This window comes from Sphingomonas sp. HT-1, assembly GCF_048568905.1.
Taxonomy (GTDB): Bacteria; Pseudomonadota; Alphaproteobacteria; order Sphingomonadales; family Sphingomonadaceae; genus Sphingomonas.
Window position 1 is genome coordinate 1,975,571 of the sequence record NZ_CP183770.1, and the last position, 14,515, is coordinate 1,990,085.

Below are 14,515 nucleotides of genomic sequence, written 5' to 3' on the forward strand. Positions count from 1 at the left end.
ACGCGCTGCCCGAAAAGAAAGGGCCCGGCGGATCGCTCCGCCGGGCCCTTGCTGCATTTCCCTGGCGCGAGGGTCAGTCGCGCGAGCTGCCGAACAGGCGAAGCAGGAACAGGAACATGTTGATGAAGTCGAGATAGAGCTTCAGCGCTCCCATGATCGCGACCTTGCCCTGCTCCGGCGTGCCGGCGACATAGGTGTAGATGCTCTTGATCTTCTGCGTGTCATAGGCGGTCAGGCCGGCGAAGATCAGCACGCCCACGGCGCTGATCACCAGGCTCATCGTGCCCGACTCCAGGAAGAAGTTGACGATCGACGCGACGATCAGACCGACCAGGCCGATGATCAGGAACGTGCCGAAGCCCGACAGATCCTTCTTGGTCGTGTAGCCATAGACGCTCAGCGCCGCGAAGCCGGCCGCGGTGCCGAAGAACACCTGCGCGATCGACATGTCGGTATAGGTGGTGAAGATCGTCGAGAGCGACGCACCCAGCAGGCCGGCATAGGCGAAGAACAGCGCCTTCAGCGTGCCTTCGGACATGCGGCTCTGGCCGAAGCTCATCGCGAACACGATCGCCAGCGGCGACAGCATCGCCACCCAGCCGAGCATCGTCGGCTGCAGCGACAGACCGCGGCTGGTTTCCACTACCTGGAACAGCAGCGCCTGCAGCGAAGCGACCTTGCCGAACGCAAGGGCCACGATGCCGGTCAGCAGCACGCCGGACAGCATGTAGTTGTAGACCGACAGCATGTACGACCGGAGCCCCGCGTCATGCGCCGCGGCGCGTGCACCAGCCGTCGCGAAGGGCGACTCGCTCGTGCGGGGATCAGACCAGTTAGCCATTCGAAAAAACTCCTTTGCCCGGCATAACGCCGGATGGCTGGAATATCGTCCTGCTATGCGCGTATTTCAAGCAAAACCGGGTGTAGCAACCTTTCGACACAGGGCGCAGACTCGATATTTGCGGCGTCGGACGGCGCGCCACCGCCTTCAACTGGGACCATTGCCATGCATCGTCTGTTCGTCGGCTTCCGCCCGCCCCCCGCGATTCGCGCGCAATTGCTTGCTCTGGCCGGCGGCGTGGTCGGCGCGCGTTGGCAGAGCGACGAGCAGTTGCACTGCACGCTGCGCTACATCGGCGAGGTCGATCGCGCCCTCGCCGAAGAGGTCGCCATCGCGCTCGACAATGTCCGCTTCCCGCCGTTCGAGCTGGCGATCGCAGGCGTCGGCGAGTTCGACTCCCGCGGCCGCCCCAATGCGCTCTGGGCCGGGCTGCGCCCGCACGAACAGGTCGCGCAGCTCCACCAGAAGATCGATCAGGCGCTGGTCCGCCTGGGGCTGGAGCCCGAACGCCGCGCTTATTTGCCGCATGTCACGCTGGCGCGGATGAAGGCAGTGCCGGGCGCAAACGATCGCTTCCTCCACGATCATGCCGGGCTCGCCAGCCCGCCTTTCACGGTCGACAACTTCCTCTTGTACGAAAGCCATCTCGGCGGCGAGGGATCGGTGTACGAGGCGATCGGGCGTTATCCGCTGCGCGGTTGATCGGCGGCAATTCCGTTCACCAGCAACCCCAGCGCCGCCGCGATGGGCGCGTCGGCGGCGGGCAGCTTGCCGTCCAGCGCCAGCGTCGTCAGCCCGTGCACCGTGCCCCAGGCGGCCATGGTCGCGCTCGCCGGATCGCCCGCAGCCAGCGTGGCGACGCGACGGGAAAGGATCTGGAACGCCTCGCCATAGCCTTGCGGCGGCGGCGTGTCGCATCCCGCCCCTCCGCCGAACATCAGGCGAAACAGCGCCGGCCGCCCTTGCGCGAAGTGGAAATAGGCAAGGCCCTGGGCGAGCAGCGCAGCGCGCGGGCTCTCGGCCCGATCGGCCTGCGCCAGCGCTTCGGCCAGCAGCGCGAAGCCTGCCTCGGCAACCGCGCCGAGCAGCGCCGCCTTGTCGGCAAAGTGGCGATAGGGCGCCATTGCGGAGACGCCGGTCGCCTTGGCCAGCGCACGCAGCGTCACGCCTTCGGTCCCGGCCTGATCGAGCAGCGCCATCGCCGCCTCGATCAGACGCGGCCGCAATCTGCCCTCCGTCGCCGCATTTTCCATCTTGTTTACACCGTACACATCGCTAGAACGAGTGTACATTGTAAACACGGAGAGTCGTCATGCAAGCCGCACCATCCCGCGAGACCGTCGACCTCGCCGCCTATCCCGATCTGATCGTCGTGATTCTGGGGTTCAAGCTGCGCCGCCTGCGCGCGATACCGGCGATGCTGCGGATCGGGCGCGGCCTGGCGGCGCTGCGCAAGGATCCGCCGGACGGGCTGCTGGCGGAGGATGGGATGCTGTTCGGCTGGAACCATATCGGCTTCCGCCAATATTGGCGCGACCTTCCCAGCCTGGAGGCCTTCACCCGCACCGCACCGCACAGCCTCTGGTGGCGCGATTTCCTGAAGGATCCCCAGGGCGCCGGCTTCTGGCACGAAGCCTATGGCGCGCGGGGGATCGAGGCGGTGTACGTCAACCTGCCCGGCCAGCGGCTCGGGCTCGGCATGTTCGCGCCGCCGGCGCGGCCGGTCGGCACGTTGCTGTCGACCCGCCAGCGCCTCCAGGCCCATGCCGGGCTGGAAGGCTAGCGGGGGCGGGCGCCGTCAGAACGACGCCCAGTCGCCTTCGGCCGATGCCGTCATCGCCGCGGCTGCGGCCGGTGCGGCGGTGCGAGTGCGGGGTGCCGCTGCCGGGCGCCCGATCGTCGGCCGCTTCAGCGGCAGGTTGGTCCGCGCGCCGTTGCCGCCTGCGTCGACGGTGAAGGCCTGGGCCTGGCGCTTCAGCGCTTCCACTTCGGTGCTGAGGTTGCGTGCGGCGGCAGAGGTCTGCTCCACCATCGCGGCGTTCTGCTGGGTCGCCTGATCCATCACCGTCATTGCGGTGCTGATCTCGCCGACCGACGAGGCCTGGGCCTGGTTGGCCGTTGCCATGCTGCCGAGCAGGTCGTGCACCTCGCGCACATCGCCCGCGATCGCGGCAAAGGCCTCGTCGACGCGCTGCACCATGCCCACCGCGGCGGTCACGTCGGTCTGGGTGGCGGTCAGCTGCTCGCGGGCGCGGCCGGCTTCTTCCTCGGCGCGCATCGCCAGGGCGGAGACGAGATCGGCGACCACCGCAAAGCCGCGGCCCGCCTCACCTGCACGGCCCGCCTCCACGGCGGCGTTCATCGCCAGAACGCGAGTCTGGAAGGCGATCTTGTCGAGGCCTTCGATCACGTCGTCGATGCCCTTGGCGCTTTCGGAGACGCGGCTCATCGCCGACACCGCCTGGTCCGCCACGCTGCGCCCGGCCTCCACCGATCCGATTGCGCCGTCGGCGCGCGCCACCGTCTCGGTCGCGCTGGACGCGGTCGAGCGCAGCCGCTGGTCCATCTCGCCGATCGACGCGACGGTTTCTTCCAGGCTTGCCGCCGCGCTTTCGGTGCGGCGCGAAAGGTCTTCGGAGGCGCTGGCGATCTCCGCCGCGCCGGTGCTGATCGTCTCGGCCGACATCGACACCGAACGCACCAGGTCGCGCAGCGCCGCCAGCGCTTCGTTGAAATTGGTCTTGAGCTGGGCATTGGCGCCCGGGAAGTCGACGGTCACGTCGGCGGTCAGGTCGCCCGCCGCCAGCCGCTGCAGCGACGCGCCGAGCACGCGCACCACATCGGCCTGCTGCTCGGCGGCTTCCTTCTGCGCCACGGCGGCGTCGCGGAAGATCAGCATCCCGCGCGAGATGCGGCCCACGCAATCCTCATAATCGGTATGCGCGATCGGCGAGGCGAGATCGCCCGCCGCCAGCCCTTCCATCCGCACGACCGTCGCCACATAGGGGTCGCACACCGCGCGGCGGAAATTGACCGCGAGGTAGAAAGCAAAGCCGATCACCGCGGCGGCCACCGCCAGCAGGGCCATCGTCGGCAGCACGACGGCGCTCACCGTCAGCAGCACCATCAGGCCGATCATCCAAGCAAACGCCACCTTCATCTTCTGCCGAATGGGTAGCTTCACTTCGAATGATTGGAACATGGTGCGCTTCCTTGCCTTGCGATCCGCTGCGAGGCTCTATCGCGCGGCAGTGTGCCTCGCCTGACCCTCTCTCACGCATTGTAGGCGAGTTTTTCGCAAAACGGCGCGATCGACACATGACGGAAACAATACGTACCTTTGTGCAGGTGCTCTTGACACGCGCCGCCTGCCCCCGATCAGCCTTTTCCGGGATCGATCAAGAACTTCTCGCCCGTCGCCTTGCGCTCATAGGCACGCAGCACCTCCGGCTTCAGCGCCTCGGCCAGGCCGATCGTGCGCGTATAGCGACTCGCGAAGGTCGTGGTCAGTTCGGCCAGCACACGGCGGCGCATCGCACCCACCGTCTCGCCGCCGGCGCGCTGCAGGAACGGCATCAGCAGCCAGCCCGAAACGCTCCACTGGAAGCCGAACGCCAGCCGGTTGAGCGTGGTCGGCGCCAGGTCCAGCGCGCCATAGATATAGAGCTGCTTGAACTGGTCCGATCCGTAGCGGCTATATTCCGCCATCGCGCGCACCGCCGCCGCTTCCATCGCCTGCAGGATATCGCTGCCCAGCGTGCCGCCGCCGATCGCATCGAACGCGATTGTCGCACCGGTTTCCGCCACCGCATCGGTCAGCCGCGCGCGGAAATCCTCGTCCTTGCTGTTCAGCACATGGGTGGCGCCGATGCCGCGCAGGATCGCCGCCTGCTCCTCGGATCGCACGATGTTCACCAGCGGGATGCCATCCGCCAGGCACAGCTTCTGCAGCATCTGCCCAAGGTTGGAGGCAGCGGCGGTGTGCACGATCGCCTTGTGCCCCTCGCGCCTGGCGGTCTCGACAAAGCCCAGCGCGGTCATCGGATTGACGAACAGCGCCGCGCCGTCGGCTGCGCTCGCGCCTTCGGGCAGCGGCGTCACCTCGCGCGCCTTCAGCGTGCGAAAATCGGCGAACATCGCGCCGCCCGCCATGCCCACGCGCTTGCCGAGCAGGCCCTGCGCATCGGCTCCTGCCGCGACGACGGTGCCGGCGCCCTCGTTGCCCACCGCCAGCGATTGGCCCAGCCGCGCCTTCATGCTGCCCAGCCGGCCCTTCGGCACCTCGAACACCAGCACGGGGGCCTCGGCGGTGCCTTCTTCGCGCAGCGTGTCGACCTGCGCCGGCCCTAGCAGCAGGCCAAGGTCGCTCGGGTTGATCGGCGCCGCCTCCACGCGCACCACCACCGAATCCGCAGCAGGCTCGCCATGCGTCACCTGCTCCAGCGACAGTCGCAGCGTGCCGTCCTCGGTCAGGGTCGAGCGTAGTTCGCGTCCGGTAAATGCCATGTCTGCCTCTCCTTGGATGTTGCCTTCAGCGGCGTTCAACGAGTTCGCGCACCAGCATGTCCGCCGCGGTGCGCACTTCGTCCCAGGTTCGGTCGAACCCGTCGGGTCCGCCATAATAGGGGTCGTCCACCGCCCGTCCCTGCCACCCCGGCACCACGTCGAGCAGCAGCCGCAGCCGTGCGGCGCCGCCGCCGGCCGGCGCGATGCGGCGCAGATCGGCCAGGTTCTGCGGGTCCAGCGCCAGGATATGGTCGAACCGCTCGAAATCGGCGCGCGTCACCTGCCGGGCACGCAGGCTGCCAATGTCGATGCCGTGCCGCGCCGCCACCGCGATCGATCGCCGGTCCGGCGGGTTGCCGACATGCCAGTCGCCGGTGCCCGCCGAATCGGCGATCGCGTCCACTCCCGCCGCCTCGGCCGCCGCGCGAAACGCCGCCTCGGCCAGCGGCGAGCGACAGATATTGCCCAGGCAGACGAACAGGAATGCCGGTTTGCGCATCGGGAAAATGATCCTTTCGTAAAATGGGTACGCTCTGCTAGCCTGATCGGCAATGGCGAGCATGCGCCGAAGGAGAGGGTATGGCCGGCAATAACTCCGCACCGGATTCGGTCCAGGCGCGTCCCTATGCCTGGTATGTGCTGTCCCTGCTGCTGCTGGTCTACATCCTGAATTTCGTCGATCGCCAGATCGTCGCGATCCTCGCGGACGATATCAAGCGCGACCTCGGTCTCAGCGATCAGGATATCGGCTTTCTCTACGGCACCGCCTTCGGCGTCTTCTACGCGCTGTTCGGCATCCCGCTCGGCCGCCTGGCGGACAACTGGCATCGGGTGCGGCTGATGACTGCGGGGCTCGCGCTCTGGTCCAGCATGACGGCGCTGTCCGGCTTTGCTCGCAGCGGGCTCACGCTCGCGCTCGCCCGCATCGGTGTCGGTATCGGCGAAGCCAGCGCCGGCCCAGCCGCCTATTCGCTGATCTCCGATTGGTTTCCCCGGCGGTTGCGCGCCACTGCGCTCGCGCTCTACTCTTCCGGCATCTATCTCGGCGGCGGCTGTTCGCTGCTCATCGGCGCCACGATTGTCCAGCGCTGGAACCTCGCCTATCCCGGCGGCGGGCCGCTGGGGCTGGTGGGATGGCAGGCGGCGTTCCTTGCGGTCGGCTTGCCGGGGCTGCTCGCCGCCGCCTGGACCTTCACCCTGCGCGAGCCGCCGCGCGGCCTGTCCGAAGGCATCTCCACCCCCGCCCATCCCGCGCCCTTCCGGGCGTTTTTCGAAGAGCTGGTCACGATCGTCCCGCCCTTCACGCTGATCGGCGCGGCGCGGCTGGGGTCCCGCGCGCTCGCCCGCAACCTCGCGGTGCTGGCGCTGGTCGCCGGGCTGGTCGCGCTGCTCGTCGCGCTGGGCGAACCCCCTGCCCAGTGGATCGCGATCGGCATCGGCGTCTATGCCGTTTATAGCTGGGGAGTGGCGCTCAAGCGGCGCGATCCGCCCACCTATGCGCTGATCCTCGGCACGCCGGCCTTTCTCTGCGTGGTGCTGGCCTATGGCCTCAACACCTTCCTCGCCTATGCGATGGCCGCCTTCGCCCCCAGTTTCGTGCGGCGCAGCTTCGCCATCCCGCCCGAACAGCTGGGCGAAGTCGGCTTCTGGATCGGCGCGCCGGCGGCGCTCGCCGGGTTCCTCGGCGTCACCCTTGCCGGCCGCGTCGCGGATCATCTGCGCACGCGCAGCCCCGTCGGGCGGTTGCATGTCATCCTGTTCGGCTGCCTCGCACCGCTGCTGCCGATGGCGCTGGCCTTCACCGCGCGCACGCCCACCATGGCCTATGCCATGCTGCCGCTGGCGCAGTTCCTGATCTGCGGTGCGCTCGGCGCGGCGGCGGCGACCACCCAGGATCTGGTGCTGCCTCGCATGCGCGGCACCGCTACCGCCGCCTTCTTCATCGGCACCACGCTGATCGGGCTGGCGCTCGGCCCCTATCTGGCGGGCCGGATCTCAACGCTCACCGGCGATCTCGGCACCGGCGTGCTGTCGCTGTTCGCCAGCGTGCCGCTCGCGCTCGCGGCGATCTTCGCGGCCTATCGCCTGCTGCCCGCCGCCGAGAGCTCGAAGCTCGCCCGGGCCAGCGCCGCCGGCGAGGCGCTGTAGCAGCGTTCGGGCTTGCCCAGGGCGGGCAACGGCGAGCGCCCAGGGCGGACCTGCATCGTCATCCGCGCGCAGTCGATTGGTTCCCGCCGCGGGAAGGACGGGGAGGTCTTGCACCGCCTCCCACGGGGAGCGGGAGAGGCGCTACCCTCTCCCCAGCCGCTCACATCGCCTGGAATACGCCGCAGGCGATCCGCCCGCCGCTGTTGCCGGACGGATCGGTCTTGTAATCATCCTCGCCCGCATGGACGACCAGCGATGCGCCATCCTCGTCCAGCAGGCCGGCGAAGGTGCCGCCTTCCAGCATGAAGCGGCCATTGCCGCTGCCCTTCTCGTCCACCTTCAGGTTGGGCATGTCGCCGCTGTGCGGCCCCATCGGGTTTTCCTTGCCATGCTGCTTGGCGGTGGCGTTCCAATGGCCGCCTGCGCTGGTGAAATCGGGGGCGGTGCACTTGCCGACGGTGTGCACATGTACGCCGTGCGGCCCCGGCGCCACGCCGCGCACGTCCACCAGCACGCGGATCGATCCGTCGATTTCCTCGGCAACCGCGGTGCCGACGATCTTGCCGCCGGCATCGCGCAGCTCGGCCTGGGCGCGGTGTTGGCCCGCCATGTAGCGCTCGTTCTGCGCCTTGGTGACGCACCCGGTAAGCGCCAGCATCGCCAGCCCTCCCGCCGCCAGAATCCGTCCCGTCATCAACCTACTCCCACCTGTACCATCCCCCCGGTAATGGCCGCTTGCTCGCTCGGTTCCAAGGGGCAATGCCACGCTCATCGCGGATGGGGGACGGTTTGCCGCAGCGTTTACTTTTCGTTAAGACTCTTCAACGACCGTGCTCGCTCGACAAGCGCCGCGCGGCGCTGCGGTTTCATCAGGGGAAATCAAACATGTACCGGCTCGCCGTTGCGATGCTTGCCTTGCCCGTGCTCGCTGCCTGCCAGCCTGCCAGCCCGGCGGTCACCCTTGTCGTCCCTCATGTCGACGTGCCGCCTGCCCCGCCGCTGTGGCGCACCCGCATCGCCGATAGCGACATCCCGCGGCTGGAAGCGCTGCCGGGCGATTGGCGCCGGCTCTACACCGGCCTGCGCGCGCCGATCCGGGTGAAGACCGGCGCGGTCCTCGATCCGGAGGCAGGCCAGCCGCACCCGGCGCTGCCGCCCGGTTCCTATCGCTGCCGCACGCTGCGCCTGCGTCCGTCCGCACGCGGCGGTGCGCTCGTCCAGCCGACGCCCAGCGGCTTCTGCTTCATTTCGCCCGCCGGCGAAGCGGCGGAAGACGCGCCGCTCGGCCTCGCCAAGCAGACCGGCACCGATATCGTCGCGGGCTATGTCTTCCCCGATGGCAAGCGCGCGGTGTTCCTGGGCGCTCGCCAGCGCAAGGCGGGCGCGAACGATATCGGCTATGGCAGCGCGGGGGCGCGCGACGTGGTCGGGCTGGTCGAACGCTTCGGTCCGTTCCGTTGGCGGCTGGCGGTTCCGGGCGAGCGTCCGGGCAGCGTCGACCTGTACGAACTCACCCCGGTTCCGGCCGAAGGCCAGCCCAAGGGCTGAACCGCCACCCGCGTTCATCGCAGCGACAGAAACCGTTGCCGCACTGCAACAGGTAGGTGAAAAGGTTTGCCGCGACGCAACCTTCGCCACCAGCCCGGCATTGGACCCGACATCCCCGCCCGCCGCTGACGCTCGGCCAGGTGCAGGGATATTCGGTTTAATAGCGTACGAGGTTCTCCCAATGCGTAACATCATCGCCGTCGCGGCACTCAGTGCCGCGCTGCCCCTCGCCGTCCCCGCTTTCGCGCAGGACAGCACCTATGGCGCAGGTTCGGCCGGCACCGCCACCACCACGTCCGCACAGGCCGATAGCGGCACCACCACCGCGCCCGACGGCACCCGTGCGTTCGGCATCGAGCCGTATGTCGGTATCCTCGGCGGCTGGGAACGCTTCGATCGCCAGGAAAATGCCGGCATTCCGGTGCAGCCGAACGGCTATCGCTATGATGGCTCGCTGGTGCAGGGCGTGGTCGGCGTGAACGTGCCGCTCGGCCCGGTGTTCGTCGGCGCCGAAGGCAATGTCGCCAAGGGCATCGATGGCGACATCGATTGGGAATATGGCGCTGCCGGTCGCGTCGGCCTGCGCGCCGGTGAAAGCGGCCTGATCTACGGCAAGGTCGGCTATCAGTGGGTCAATTTCGATCGTCTCGGCAATGACAGCCGCGATTATCACGCGATGACCTATGGTCTGGGCGTCGAAGTCGGCCCGAAGGATATCGGCCTGGGCGGCATCACCGGCAACAGCGGCGTCCGCCTGCGTGTCGAGATGAACACGTTCAACGACGCGAAGAGCTTCCGCCCGATGGCGGGTGTGATCGCTCACTTCTGATCGGGCATGCCGGGGTGCCTGGCGCCCCGGTTGACCTGGATCAACGCCGCATGCCGCCCTTGCCGCTAGCAGGGGCGGCATGTCGGTTTCTCCCACCCCCTATGATCGCCTCGGCGGCGCCGAAGCGCTCTGCGCGATCGTCGATCGCTTCTATGATCTGGTCGAAACCGATTCCGCCTATGCCGCGCTGAAGGCGATGCACGGCGACGATTTCGGTCCCGTCCGCCAGTCGCTCGCCCGGTTCCTGATCGCCTGGAGCGGCGGTCCGCGCGACTGGTTCACCAGCCGGCCGGGCATGTGCATCATGTCGTTCCACCGCGCCCTGCCCGTCACGTCCGAAACCGCCGCGCAATGGGCGCACGCGATGGATCGTGCCATCGCCGCCGATCCCGGCCTCGATCCCGACGCCGCCCGGCTCGTCGCCGATGCGCTCGATCGCATGTGCCGCGCCATGGCCGCGCAGGCCCGCGCCGCCTGATCGTCTCCATTTCGGAGGCATCTCGCGCCGGAACGGAGCAGCGATGGGCTATGCCGCGCGGCGTGTCCCGCCAACCCGCCCCGCCCGCTTCCGATGGCCGCCCTGCCGGTGCGCCGCCGGTCGACTATGTCTGCGAACATTGCGGCGGGGCGGAAGTGACGCGCGACGCCTGGGCCGAATGGAACCGGTCCGATCAGCGCTGGCAGCTGACCACGCTGTTCGATTTCGCCTTCTGCCACCTCTGCCACCGCCCCACCCGCCTGGTCGCGCAGCCGCGGCGCAAGGGATGACGAAACGCCCGCGGCTTCCTACAACGATGCGATGAGCGAACATCCCAAGCCCCCCGTCGCCGCCACTCGGCCGCACAGCGTCACCCACCACGGCATCACCATCGAAGATCCCTGGGCCTGGCTGCGCGACCCCGGCTATCCCGACGTGCAGGACAAGGACGTGCTCGCCTATCTCGAGGCCGAGAATGCCTATTTCGACGCGATCATGGCCCCCCACAAGGCGCTCTCCGAAACGCTGTTCCAGGAGATGCGCGGCCGCATCAAGGAAGACGAATCCACCGTCCCCCAGAAGGACGGCGACTGGCTCTACTGGACCGATTACGAAACCGGCGGCGAATATCCGCGCTGGTGGCGCAAGCCCGTCGCCGGCGGCCCCGACGAGCTGATCCTCGACGAACCCGCGCTCGCCGCGGGCAAGGAATATTTCCGCGTCGGCGCAGTGAGCATCAGCGAGGACGGCACGCTGATGGCCTATTCGACCGACGACAACGGCTCCGAACGCTACACCATCCGCTTCAAGGACCTGGGCACCGGCACGACGCCGGACGAGACCATCCCCGGCGCCGCCGGCCGCTGGGGCAATGTCGCGATCGAAGGCTCGATCGGCAATCTCGTCTTCACCTCCGGCGGCGACGCGCTGCTCTACGGCCTCACCGACGAGCATTGGCGCACCCGCACGATCAAGCTCCACCGCCTCGGCACCGATCCGGCGCAGGACGTGGTCGTCTATCACGAGGAGGAACTCGGCTTCTCGGTCGGCGTCGAGACGAGCAGCGACCGCAAGTGGATCCTGCTCACCACCAGCGACCATGAGACCAGCGAGATCCGTCTCCTCCCCGCGCACGATCCGCTGGGGCAGGCGATCCTCGTCGCCCCACGCAAGACCGGCCGCGAGTACGACGTCGACACGCACGGCGACACGCTGTTCATCCACACCAACGATACCGACACCAACTGGCGCCTCGTCACCGCGCCGATCGCGGCGCCCGGCGAATGGACCGAGCGCATCGCCCCCTCGCGCCATTTCTACATGACCGGGGTGGCCTGTTTCGCCGATTTCTTCGTGGTCGAGGGCCGCGAGGACGGGCTCGACCAGATCGAGCTGCACCGCTACGACGCGAGCGTGCCCCCGACGCGCCTGCAATTCCCCGAGGCGAGCTATGTCGCGGGCCTGGGCGACAACCCCGAATACGCCGTCACCAAGCTGCGGCTCGGCTATGAATCGATGGTCACCCCCGGCACCGTCCAGGATTACGACGTCGCCACCGGCGCCCTGGAGACGCTCAAGGTTCAGGAAATCCCCAGCGGCTATGACAAAGCCAAGTATCGCACCGAGCGCCTGACCATCACCGCGCGCGACGGCACCGCCGTCCCCGTCTCGATCGTTATGCCCGTTGACTTCCCGCGCGACGGCACCGGCAAGCTCTATCTCTATGCGTACGGCGCCTATGGCCACGCCATCCCGCCGGGCTTCTCGACCAGCCGCGTGTCGTTCCTCGATCGCGGCATGGCCTTCGCCATCGCCCATATCCGCGGCGGCGACGATCTCGGCCAGCACTGGTATCACGAGGGCAAGCTGGAAAAGCGCACCAACACGTTCAATGATCTCGTCGACGTGGCCAAGGGGCTGATCTCCCTCGGCTATACCGCGCCGGGCCAGATCGCCATCGCCGGCCGATCGGCGGGCGGCGAACTGATGGGCGCGGTGGTCAATTCCGATCCCGCGCTATGGGGCGCCGTGATCGCCGACGTGCCCTTCGTCGACGTGCTCAACACCATGCTCGACGAAAGCCTACCGCTCACCCCCGGCGAGTGGCCCGAATGGGGCAACCCGATCGAGGACAAGGCGGCGTTCGAGCTGATCCGCAGCTACAGCCCGTACGACAATGTGAAGGCGCAAGCCTATCCGCCGATGCTGATCTCGGGCGGCCTCAACGACCCGCGCGTGACCTATTGGGAGCCCGCCAAATGGGCCGCCCGCCTGCGCGCGACCAAGACCGACGACAATATCCTGCTGCTCAAGACCAATATGGGCGCCGGCCATGGCGGCAAGTCCGGGCGGTGGGAGAGTTTGCGCGAATATGCCGACGAGATGGCGTTCGTGCTTTGGCAGTTGGGGGTGGAAGCCTAAACTCCCTCACCCTTCCGCGGCTTCGCCGGACCTTAACCCCTCTCCCCTTGGGAGAGGGAGGGGCCCATCGCGCCAGCGATGGGAGGGTGAGGGTGACAGACGCCCCCCCTACCGTCGAACCCGCTCCCGCCAAGCCCCCCAATCCAGCGCCTCGCTGTCCACCACCCGCAACGCATCCGCCGCAATCCGGTCCGAAAACAGCACCAAATTGTGGCAGTCCCACCGCGCACTCGGCGCCAATATCCCGTCAAAGCCCAAAAACTGCGCCGCGTCGCCAATCTCCTGACACCGCGCATAGGACAACGTCGGATAACTCTCGCGCGAGATCCCCAGCGCCTCCAGCGCCGCCAGATCGGCGATCCGCAAGGTCCGCTGCGTCTGCACCGCCACCCGGTGCAACACCGATCGCATCTTGGAGGGAAACACCGGCTGCCGGCTCAGATGGAAATGAATCTCCGCCAGCGCGCCGTCACGCGCCAGCGATGCATAGAGCACATCGAACGTCCCCGGATCCCAGCGCGCGCCGGCGGCATAGCCTTGCAACACATCGCGCTCCGCTCGCACGATCCGCCACACCTCACCCTCGAACGCGACGCCGTCATGCGCATCCAGCAGATCAAGCAACGCCAGATCGCGCGCCACGCGCTCGGTCATGCGGCAGTCCTTACAGGAACGCGCCGGCGTCGAGCCGTTCGATCACCGCCAGCACCTCCTCGGTACGATCGGCGTTGATCAGGTCGATCGCGCGCGCATTGCCGAGCAGCGGATGTCGCGCATGCAACCACAGCCGCGCTTCCTCGGCCGAATAAAAGTCCGACAGCCGATCCACGACATAGCGAAGGTCGGCAATCACCGTCTGGGTATGCAGCCCCGGCGTCCCACCCCCGCGCAGCCAGCGCGAAACGGTGGCGGTGGAGACATCGACGATATTGGCAATGTCCTTCCCCTGCAGACCGCCATAGGTCTTCAGATCCCCGAGAATGCGCGCAACGGCAGTGGACATGGGTTTGGACTCCTGCGGGGAAGTGTGCATTTTGATTTCATGGGAGTCAATGTGTGAAATCCAAATGCGCCACGTGAAGCCTTGAGCGCGACCCTTCGAAAGTGGGAAAGCTACCACTCAATCCCGGAAAATCGTCGATGCCCCAAAGAACCTTCAAGCATGATCTCGCAATATGAGTAAGGTGGCATCCCCCATATTACTGATAACCTTGCTGGCGCATGGATCGTCGCCAATCAGAAATTTAGCTGAAGAACATCAGATTGCCTGCAAAAACAATATGAAGGTCATCGTTCACGATAAAGCGCTGTGGCAGGAATATCGCGCACGTTCCGAAGTTGAGCATCAACGGAAGATGCACCAGCCCCACCCAATAAAATCGTACACGCTGTACACTTCACTCGAAAAATTCGAAGTAAAATATGGTCATGAAAGAATCAGAAATCGCGCGGATGTAGCTGAAAATGACATCATTCGAGACGATCTATTTTTAATGAAGGATAGTGTCGTCGCCGCTCAGATCGTGGACTTCATTGCCATAACCAGATCCTTGAACGGCTTAACAGGGTTCACATGCCTACCACTCTACAAAGAGTTGATAGTCGGCGAGGAGAATAGATAGGCAACCTGCATCAGCCTTGATCCCATCTGCGTCGCACATCCTTGTTGATGGTCCAGCTAACCGAGGAATCAGACGCCATACCTCCCCTCAATCCCCCCGCGAACCCAAACACGGTCACCCTG

The 14,515-nt window shown here is 66.9% G+C and carries 17 protein-coding genes; 9 read left to right on the forward strand and 8 right to left on the reverse strand.

Annotation, left to right across the window (positions count from 1 at the left end; all coding sequences use genetic code 11):
* Nucleotides 1–73: 73 nt before the first annotated feature.
* On the reverse strand, nucleotides 74–841 hold the full coding sequence (locus tag ACNFJ7_RS09080; protein ID WP_019370020.1) for a Bax inhibitor-1/YccA family protein: 768 nt from the start codon (nucleotides 839–841) through the stop codon (nucleotides 74–76).
* Between the two features lie 165 nt (nucleotides 842–1,006).
* Between ACNFJ7_RS09080 and thpR the strand changes: the two genes are divergently transcribed.
* Entirely contained in the window at nucleotides 1,007–1,543 is a 537-nt protein-coding gene (thpR, locus tag ACNFJ7_RS09085; protein ID WP_019370019.1) for an RNA 2',3'-cyclic phosphodiesterase, read from the forward strand.
* Here the strand turns inward: thpR and ACNFJ7_RS09090 are convergent.
* Nucleotides 1,525–2,133 (reverse strand): TetR/AcrR family transcriptional regulator, encoded by a 609-nt coding sequence (locus ACNFJ7_RS09090; protein WP_236704525.1) that lies wholly within the window; start codon nucleotides 2,131–2,133, stop codon nucleotides 1,525–1,527. The genes thpR and ACNFJ7_RS09090 overlap by 19 nt on opposite strands.
* A 20-nt stretch (nucleotides 2,134–2,153) precedes the next feature.
* Between ACNFJ7_RS09090 and ACNFJ7_RS09095 the strand changes: the two genes are divergently transcribed.
* Nucleotides 2,154–2,624, forward strand: coding sequence for a monooxygenase family protein (locus ACNFJ7_RS09095; RefSeq protein ID WP_019370017.1), 471 nt, complete (start codon nucleotides 2,154–2,156; stop codon nucleotides 2,622–2,624).
* A 15-nt stretch (nucleotides 2,625–2,639) separates the two neighbouring features.
* On the opposite strand, the gene ACNFJ7_RS09100 is transcribed toward ACNFJ7_RS09095, so the two are convergent.
* The 3 genes from ACNFJ7_RS09100 to ACNFJ7_RS09110 all read right to left on the reverse strand — a co-directional run bounded on the left by ACNFJ7_RS09100 (nucleotide 2,640) and on the right by ACNFJ7_RS09110 (nucleotide 5,846).
* On the reverse strand, nucleotides 2,640–4,043 hold the full coding sequence (locus tag ACNFJ7_RS09100) for a methyl-accepting chemotaxis protein (RefSeq protein WP_019370016.1): 1,404 nt from the start codon (nucleotides 4,041–4,043) through the stop codon (nucleotides 2,640–2,642).
* A gap of 176 nt (nucleotides 4,044–4,219) precedes the next feature.
* Nucleotides 4,220–5,347: a zinc-binding dehydrogenase gene (locus ACNFJ7_RS09105; RefSeq protein ID WP_019370015.1), complete on the reverse strand. Its 1,128-nt coding sequence runs from the start codon at nucleotides 5,345–5,347 to the stop codon at nucleotides 4,220–4,222.
* 25 nt (nucleotides 5,348–5,372) lie between these two features.
* Nucleotides 5,373–5,846, reverse strand: coding sequence for a low molecular weight protein-tyrosine-phosphatase (locus ACNFJ7_RS09110; protein WP_019370014.1), 474 nt, complete (start codon nucleotides 5,844–5,846; stop codon nucleotides 5,373–5,375).
* A gap of 80 nt (nucleotides 5,847–5,926) precedes the next feature.
* On the opposite strand from ACNFJ7_RS09110, the gene ACNFJ7_RS09115 reads away from it, so the two are divergent.
* Nucleotides 5,927–7,495, forward strand: coding sequence for a spinster family MFS transporter (locus ACNFJ7_RS09115; RefSeq protein ID WP_019370013.1), 1,569 nt, complete (start codon nucleotides 5,927–5,929; stop codon nucleotides 7,493–7,495).
* Between the two features lie 160 nt (nucleotides 7,496–7,655).
* On the opposite strand, the gene ACNFJ7_RS09120 is transcribed toward ACNFJ7_RS09115, so the two are convergent.
* Entirely contained in the window at nucleotides 7,656–8,189 is a 534-nt protein-coding gene (locus ACNFJ7_RS09120) for a superoxide dismutase family protein (RefSeq protein WP_026009216.1), read from the reverse strand.
* A 191-nt stretch (nucleotides 8,190–8,380) separates the two neighbouring features.
* On the opposite strand from ACNFJ7_RS09120, the gene ACNFJ7_RS09125 reads away from it, so the two are divergent.
* The 5 genes from ACNFJ7_RS09125 (at nucleotide 8,381) to ACNFJ7_RS09145 (ending at nucleotide 12,771) form a co-directional block, all read left to right on the forward strand.
* Nucleotides 8,381–9,043, forward strand: a complete 663-nt coding sequence (locus tag ACNFJ7_RS09125; RefSeq protein ID WP_019370011.1) for a DUF4893 domain-containing protein — start codon at nucleotides 8,381–8,383, stop codon at nucleotides 9,041–9,043.
* Nucleotides 9,044–9,224: 181 nt separating this feature from the next.
* Entirely contained in the window at nucleotides 9,225–9,872 is a 648-nt protein-coding gene (locus tag ACNFJ7_RS09130) for a hypothetical protein (protein ID WP_019370010.1), read from the forward strand.
* Between the two features lie 79 nt (nucleotides 9,873–9,951).
* Complete coding sequence (locus ACNFJ7_RS09135; protein ID WP_019370009.1) at nucleotides 9,952–10,350, forward strand: hypothetical protein; 399 nt, start codon at nucleotides 9,952–9,954, stop codon at nucleotides 10,348–10,350.
* 62 nt (nucleotides 10,351–10,412) lie between these two features.
* Complete coding sequence (locus ACNFJ7_RS09140; protein WP_152997899.1) at nucleotides 10,413–10,640, forward strand: hypothetical protein; 228 nt, start codon at nucleotides 10,413–10,415, stop codon at nucleotides 10,638–10,640.
* Between the two features lie 31 nt (nucleotides 10,641–10,671).
* The gene (locus ACNFJ7_RS09145) at nucleotides 10,672–12,771 is read left to right on the forward strand and encodes a S9 family peptidase (RefSeq protein WP_019370007.1); all 2,100 of its coding nucleotides are present in this window, start codon (nucleotides 10,672–10,674) and stop codon (nucleotides 12,769–12,771) included.
* A 108-nt stretch (nucleotides 12,772–12,879) separates the two neighbouring features.
* On the opposite strand, the gene ACNFJ7_RS09150 is transcribed toward ACNFJ7_RS09145, so the two are convergent.
* Both ACNFJ7_RS09150 and ACNFJ7_RS09155 read right to left on the reverse strand, forming a co-directional pair.
* Nucleotides 12,880–13,425 carry an RES family NAD+ phosphorylase gene (locus ACNFJ7_RS09150; protein ID WP_019370006.1) on the reverse strand — a complete coding sequence of 182 codons (546 nt, stop codon included), beginning with the start codon at nucleotides 13,423–13,425 and terminating at the stop codon, nucleotides 12,880–12,882.
* A 10-nt stretch (nucleotides 13,426–13,435) separates the two neighbouring features.
* Nucleotides 13,436–13,774: an antitoxin Xre/MbcA/ParS toxin-binding domain-containing protein gene (locus tag ACNFJ7_RS09155; protein ID WP_019370005.1), complete on the reverse strand. Its 339-nt coding sequence runs from the start codon at nucleotides 13,772–13,774 to the stop codon at nucleotides 13,436–13,438.
* A 172-nt stretch (nucleotides 13,775–13,946) separates the two neighbouring features.
* On the opposite strand from ACNFJ7_RS09155, the gene ACNFJ7_RS09160 reads away from it, so the two are divergent.
* Nucleotides 13,947–14,393, forward strand: coding sequence for a hypothetical protein (locus ACNFJ7_RS09160; protein ID WP_152997924.1), 447 nt, complete (start codon nucleotides 13,947–13,949; stop codon nucleotides 14,391–14,393).
* Nucleotides 14,394–14,515 lie beyond the last annotated feature (122 nt).

What these genes read in the sequence shown, in the direction of transcription:
- ACNFJ7_RS09155 (WP_019370005.1), bottom strand. Translation starts at nt 13,774, where the DNA reads ATGTCCACTGCCGTTGCGCGCATTCTCGGGGATCTGAAGACCTATGGC.
- ACNFJ7_RS09080 (WP_019370020.1), bottom strand. Translation starts at nt 841, where the DNA reads ATGGCTAACTGGTCTGATCCCCGCACGAGCGAGTCGCCCTTCGCGACG.
- ACNFJ7_RS09090 (WP_236704525.1), bottom strand. Translation starts at nt 2,133, where the DNA reads ATGTACACTCGTTCTAGCGATGTGTACGGTGTAAACAAGATGGAAAAT.
- ACNFJ7_RS09095 (WP_019370017.1), top strand. Translation starts at nt 2,154, where the DNA reads ATGCAAGCCGCACCATCCCGCGAGACCGTCGACCTCGCCGCCTATCCC.
- ACNFJ7_RS09100 (WP_019370016.1), bottom strand. Translation starts at nt 4,043, where the DNA reads ATGTTCCAATCATTCGAAGTGAAGCTACCCATTCGGCAGAAGATGAAG.
- ACNFJ7_RS09120 (WP_026009216.1), bottom strand. Translation starts at nt 8,189, where the DNA reads ATGACGGGACGGATTCTGGCGGCGGGAGGGCTGGCGATGCTGGCGCTT.
- ACNFJ7_RS09130 (WP_019370010.1), top strand. Translation starts at nt 9,225, where the DNA reads ATGCGTAACATCATCGCCGTCGCGGCACTCAGTGCCGCGCTGCCCCTC.
- ACNFJ7_RS09110 (WP_019370014.1), bottom strand. Translation starts at nt 5,846, where the DNA reads ATGCGCAAACCGGCATTCCTGTTCGTCTGCCTGGGCAATATCTGTCGC.
- ACNFJ7_RS09150 (WP_019370006.1), bottom strand. Translation starts at nt 13,425, where the DNA reads ATGACCGAGCGCGTGGCGCGCGATCTGGCGTTGCTTGATCTGCTGGAT.
- ACNFJ7_RS09135 (WP_019370009.1), top strand. Translation starts at nt 9,952, where the DNA reads ATGTCGGTTTCTCCCACCCCCTATGATCGCCTCGGCGGCGCCGAAGCG.
- thpR (WP_019370019.1), top strand. Translation starts at nt 1,007, where the DNA reads ATGCATCGTCTGTTCGTCGGCTTCCGCCCGCCCCCCGCGATTCGCGCG.
- ACNFJ7_RS09105 (WP_019370015.1), bottom strand. Translation starts at nt 5,347, where the DNA reads ATGGCATTTACCGGACGCGAACTACGCTCGACCCTGACCGAGGACGGC.
- ACNFJ7_RS09160 (WP_152997924.1), top strand. Translation starts at nt 13,947, where the DNA reads ATGAGTAAGGTGGCATCCCCCATATTACTGATAACCTTGCTGGCGCAT.
- ACNFJ7_RS09115 (WP_019370013.1), top strand. Translation starts at nt 5,927, where the DNA reads ATGGCCGGCAATAACTCCGCACCGGATTCGGTCCAGGCGCGTCCCTAT.
- ACNFJ7_RS09145 (WP_019370007.1), top strand. Translation starts at nt 10,672, where the DNA reads ATGAGCGAACATCCCAAGCCCCCCGTCGCCGCCACTCGGCCGCACAGC.
- ACNFJ7_RS09125 (WP_019370011.1), top strand. Translation starts at nt 8,381, where the DNA reads ATGTACCGGCTCGCCGTTGCGATGCTTGCCTTGCCCGTGCTCGCTGCC.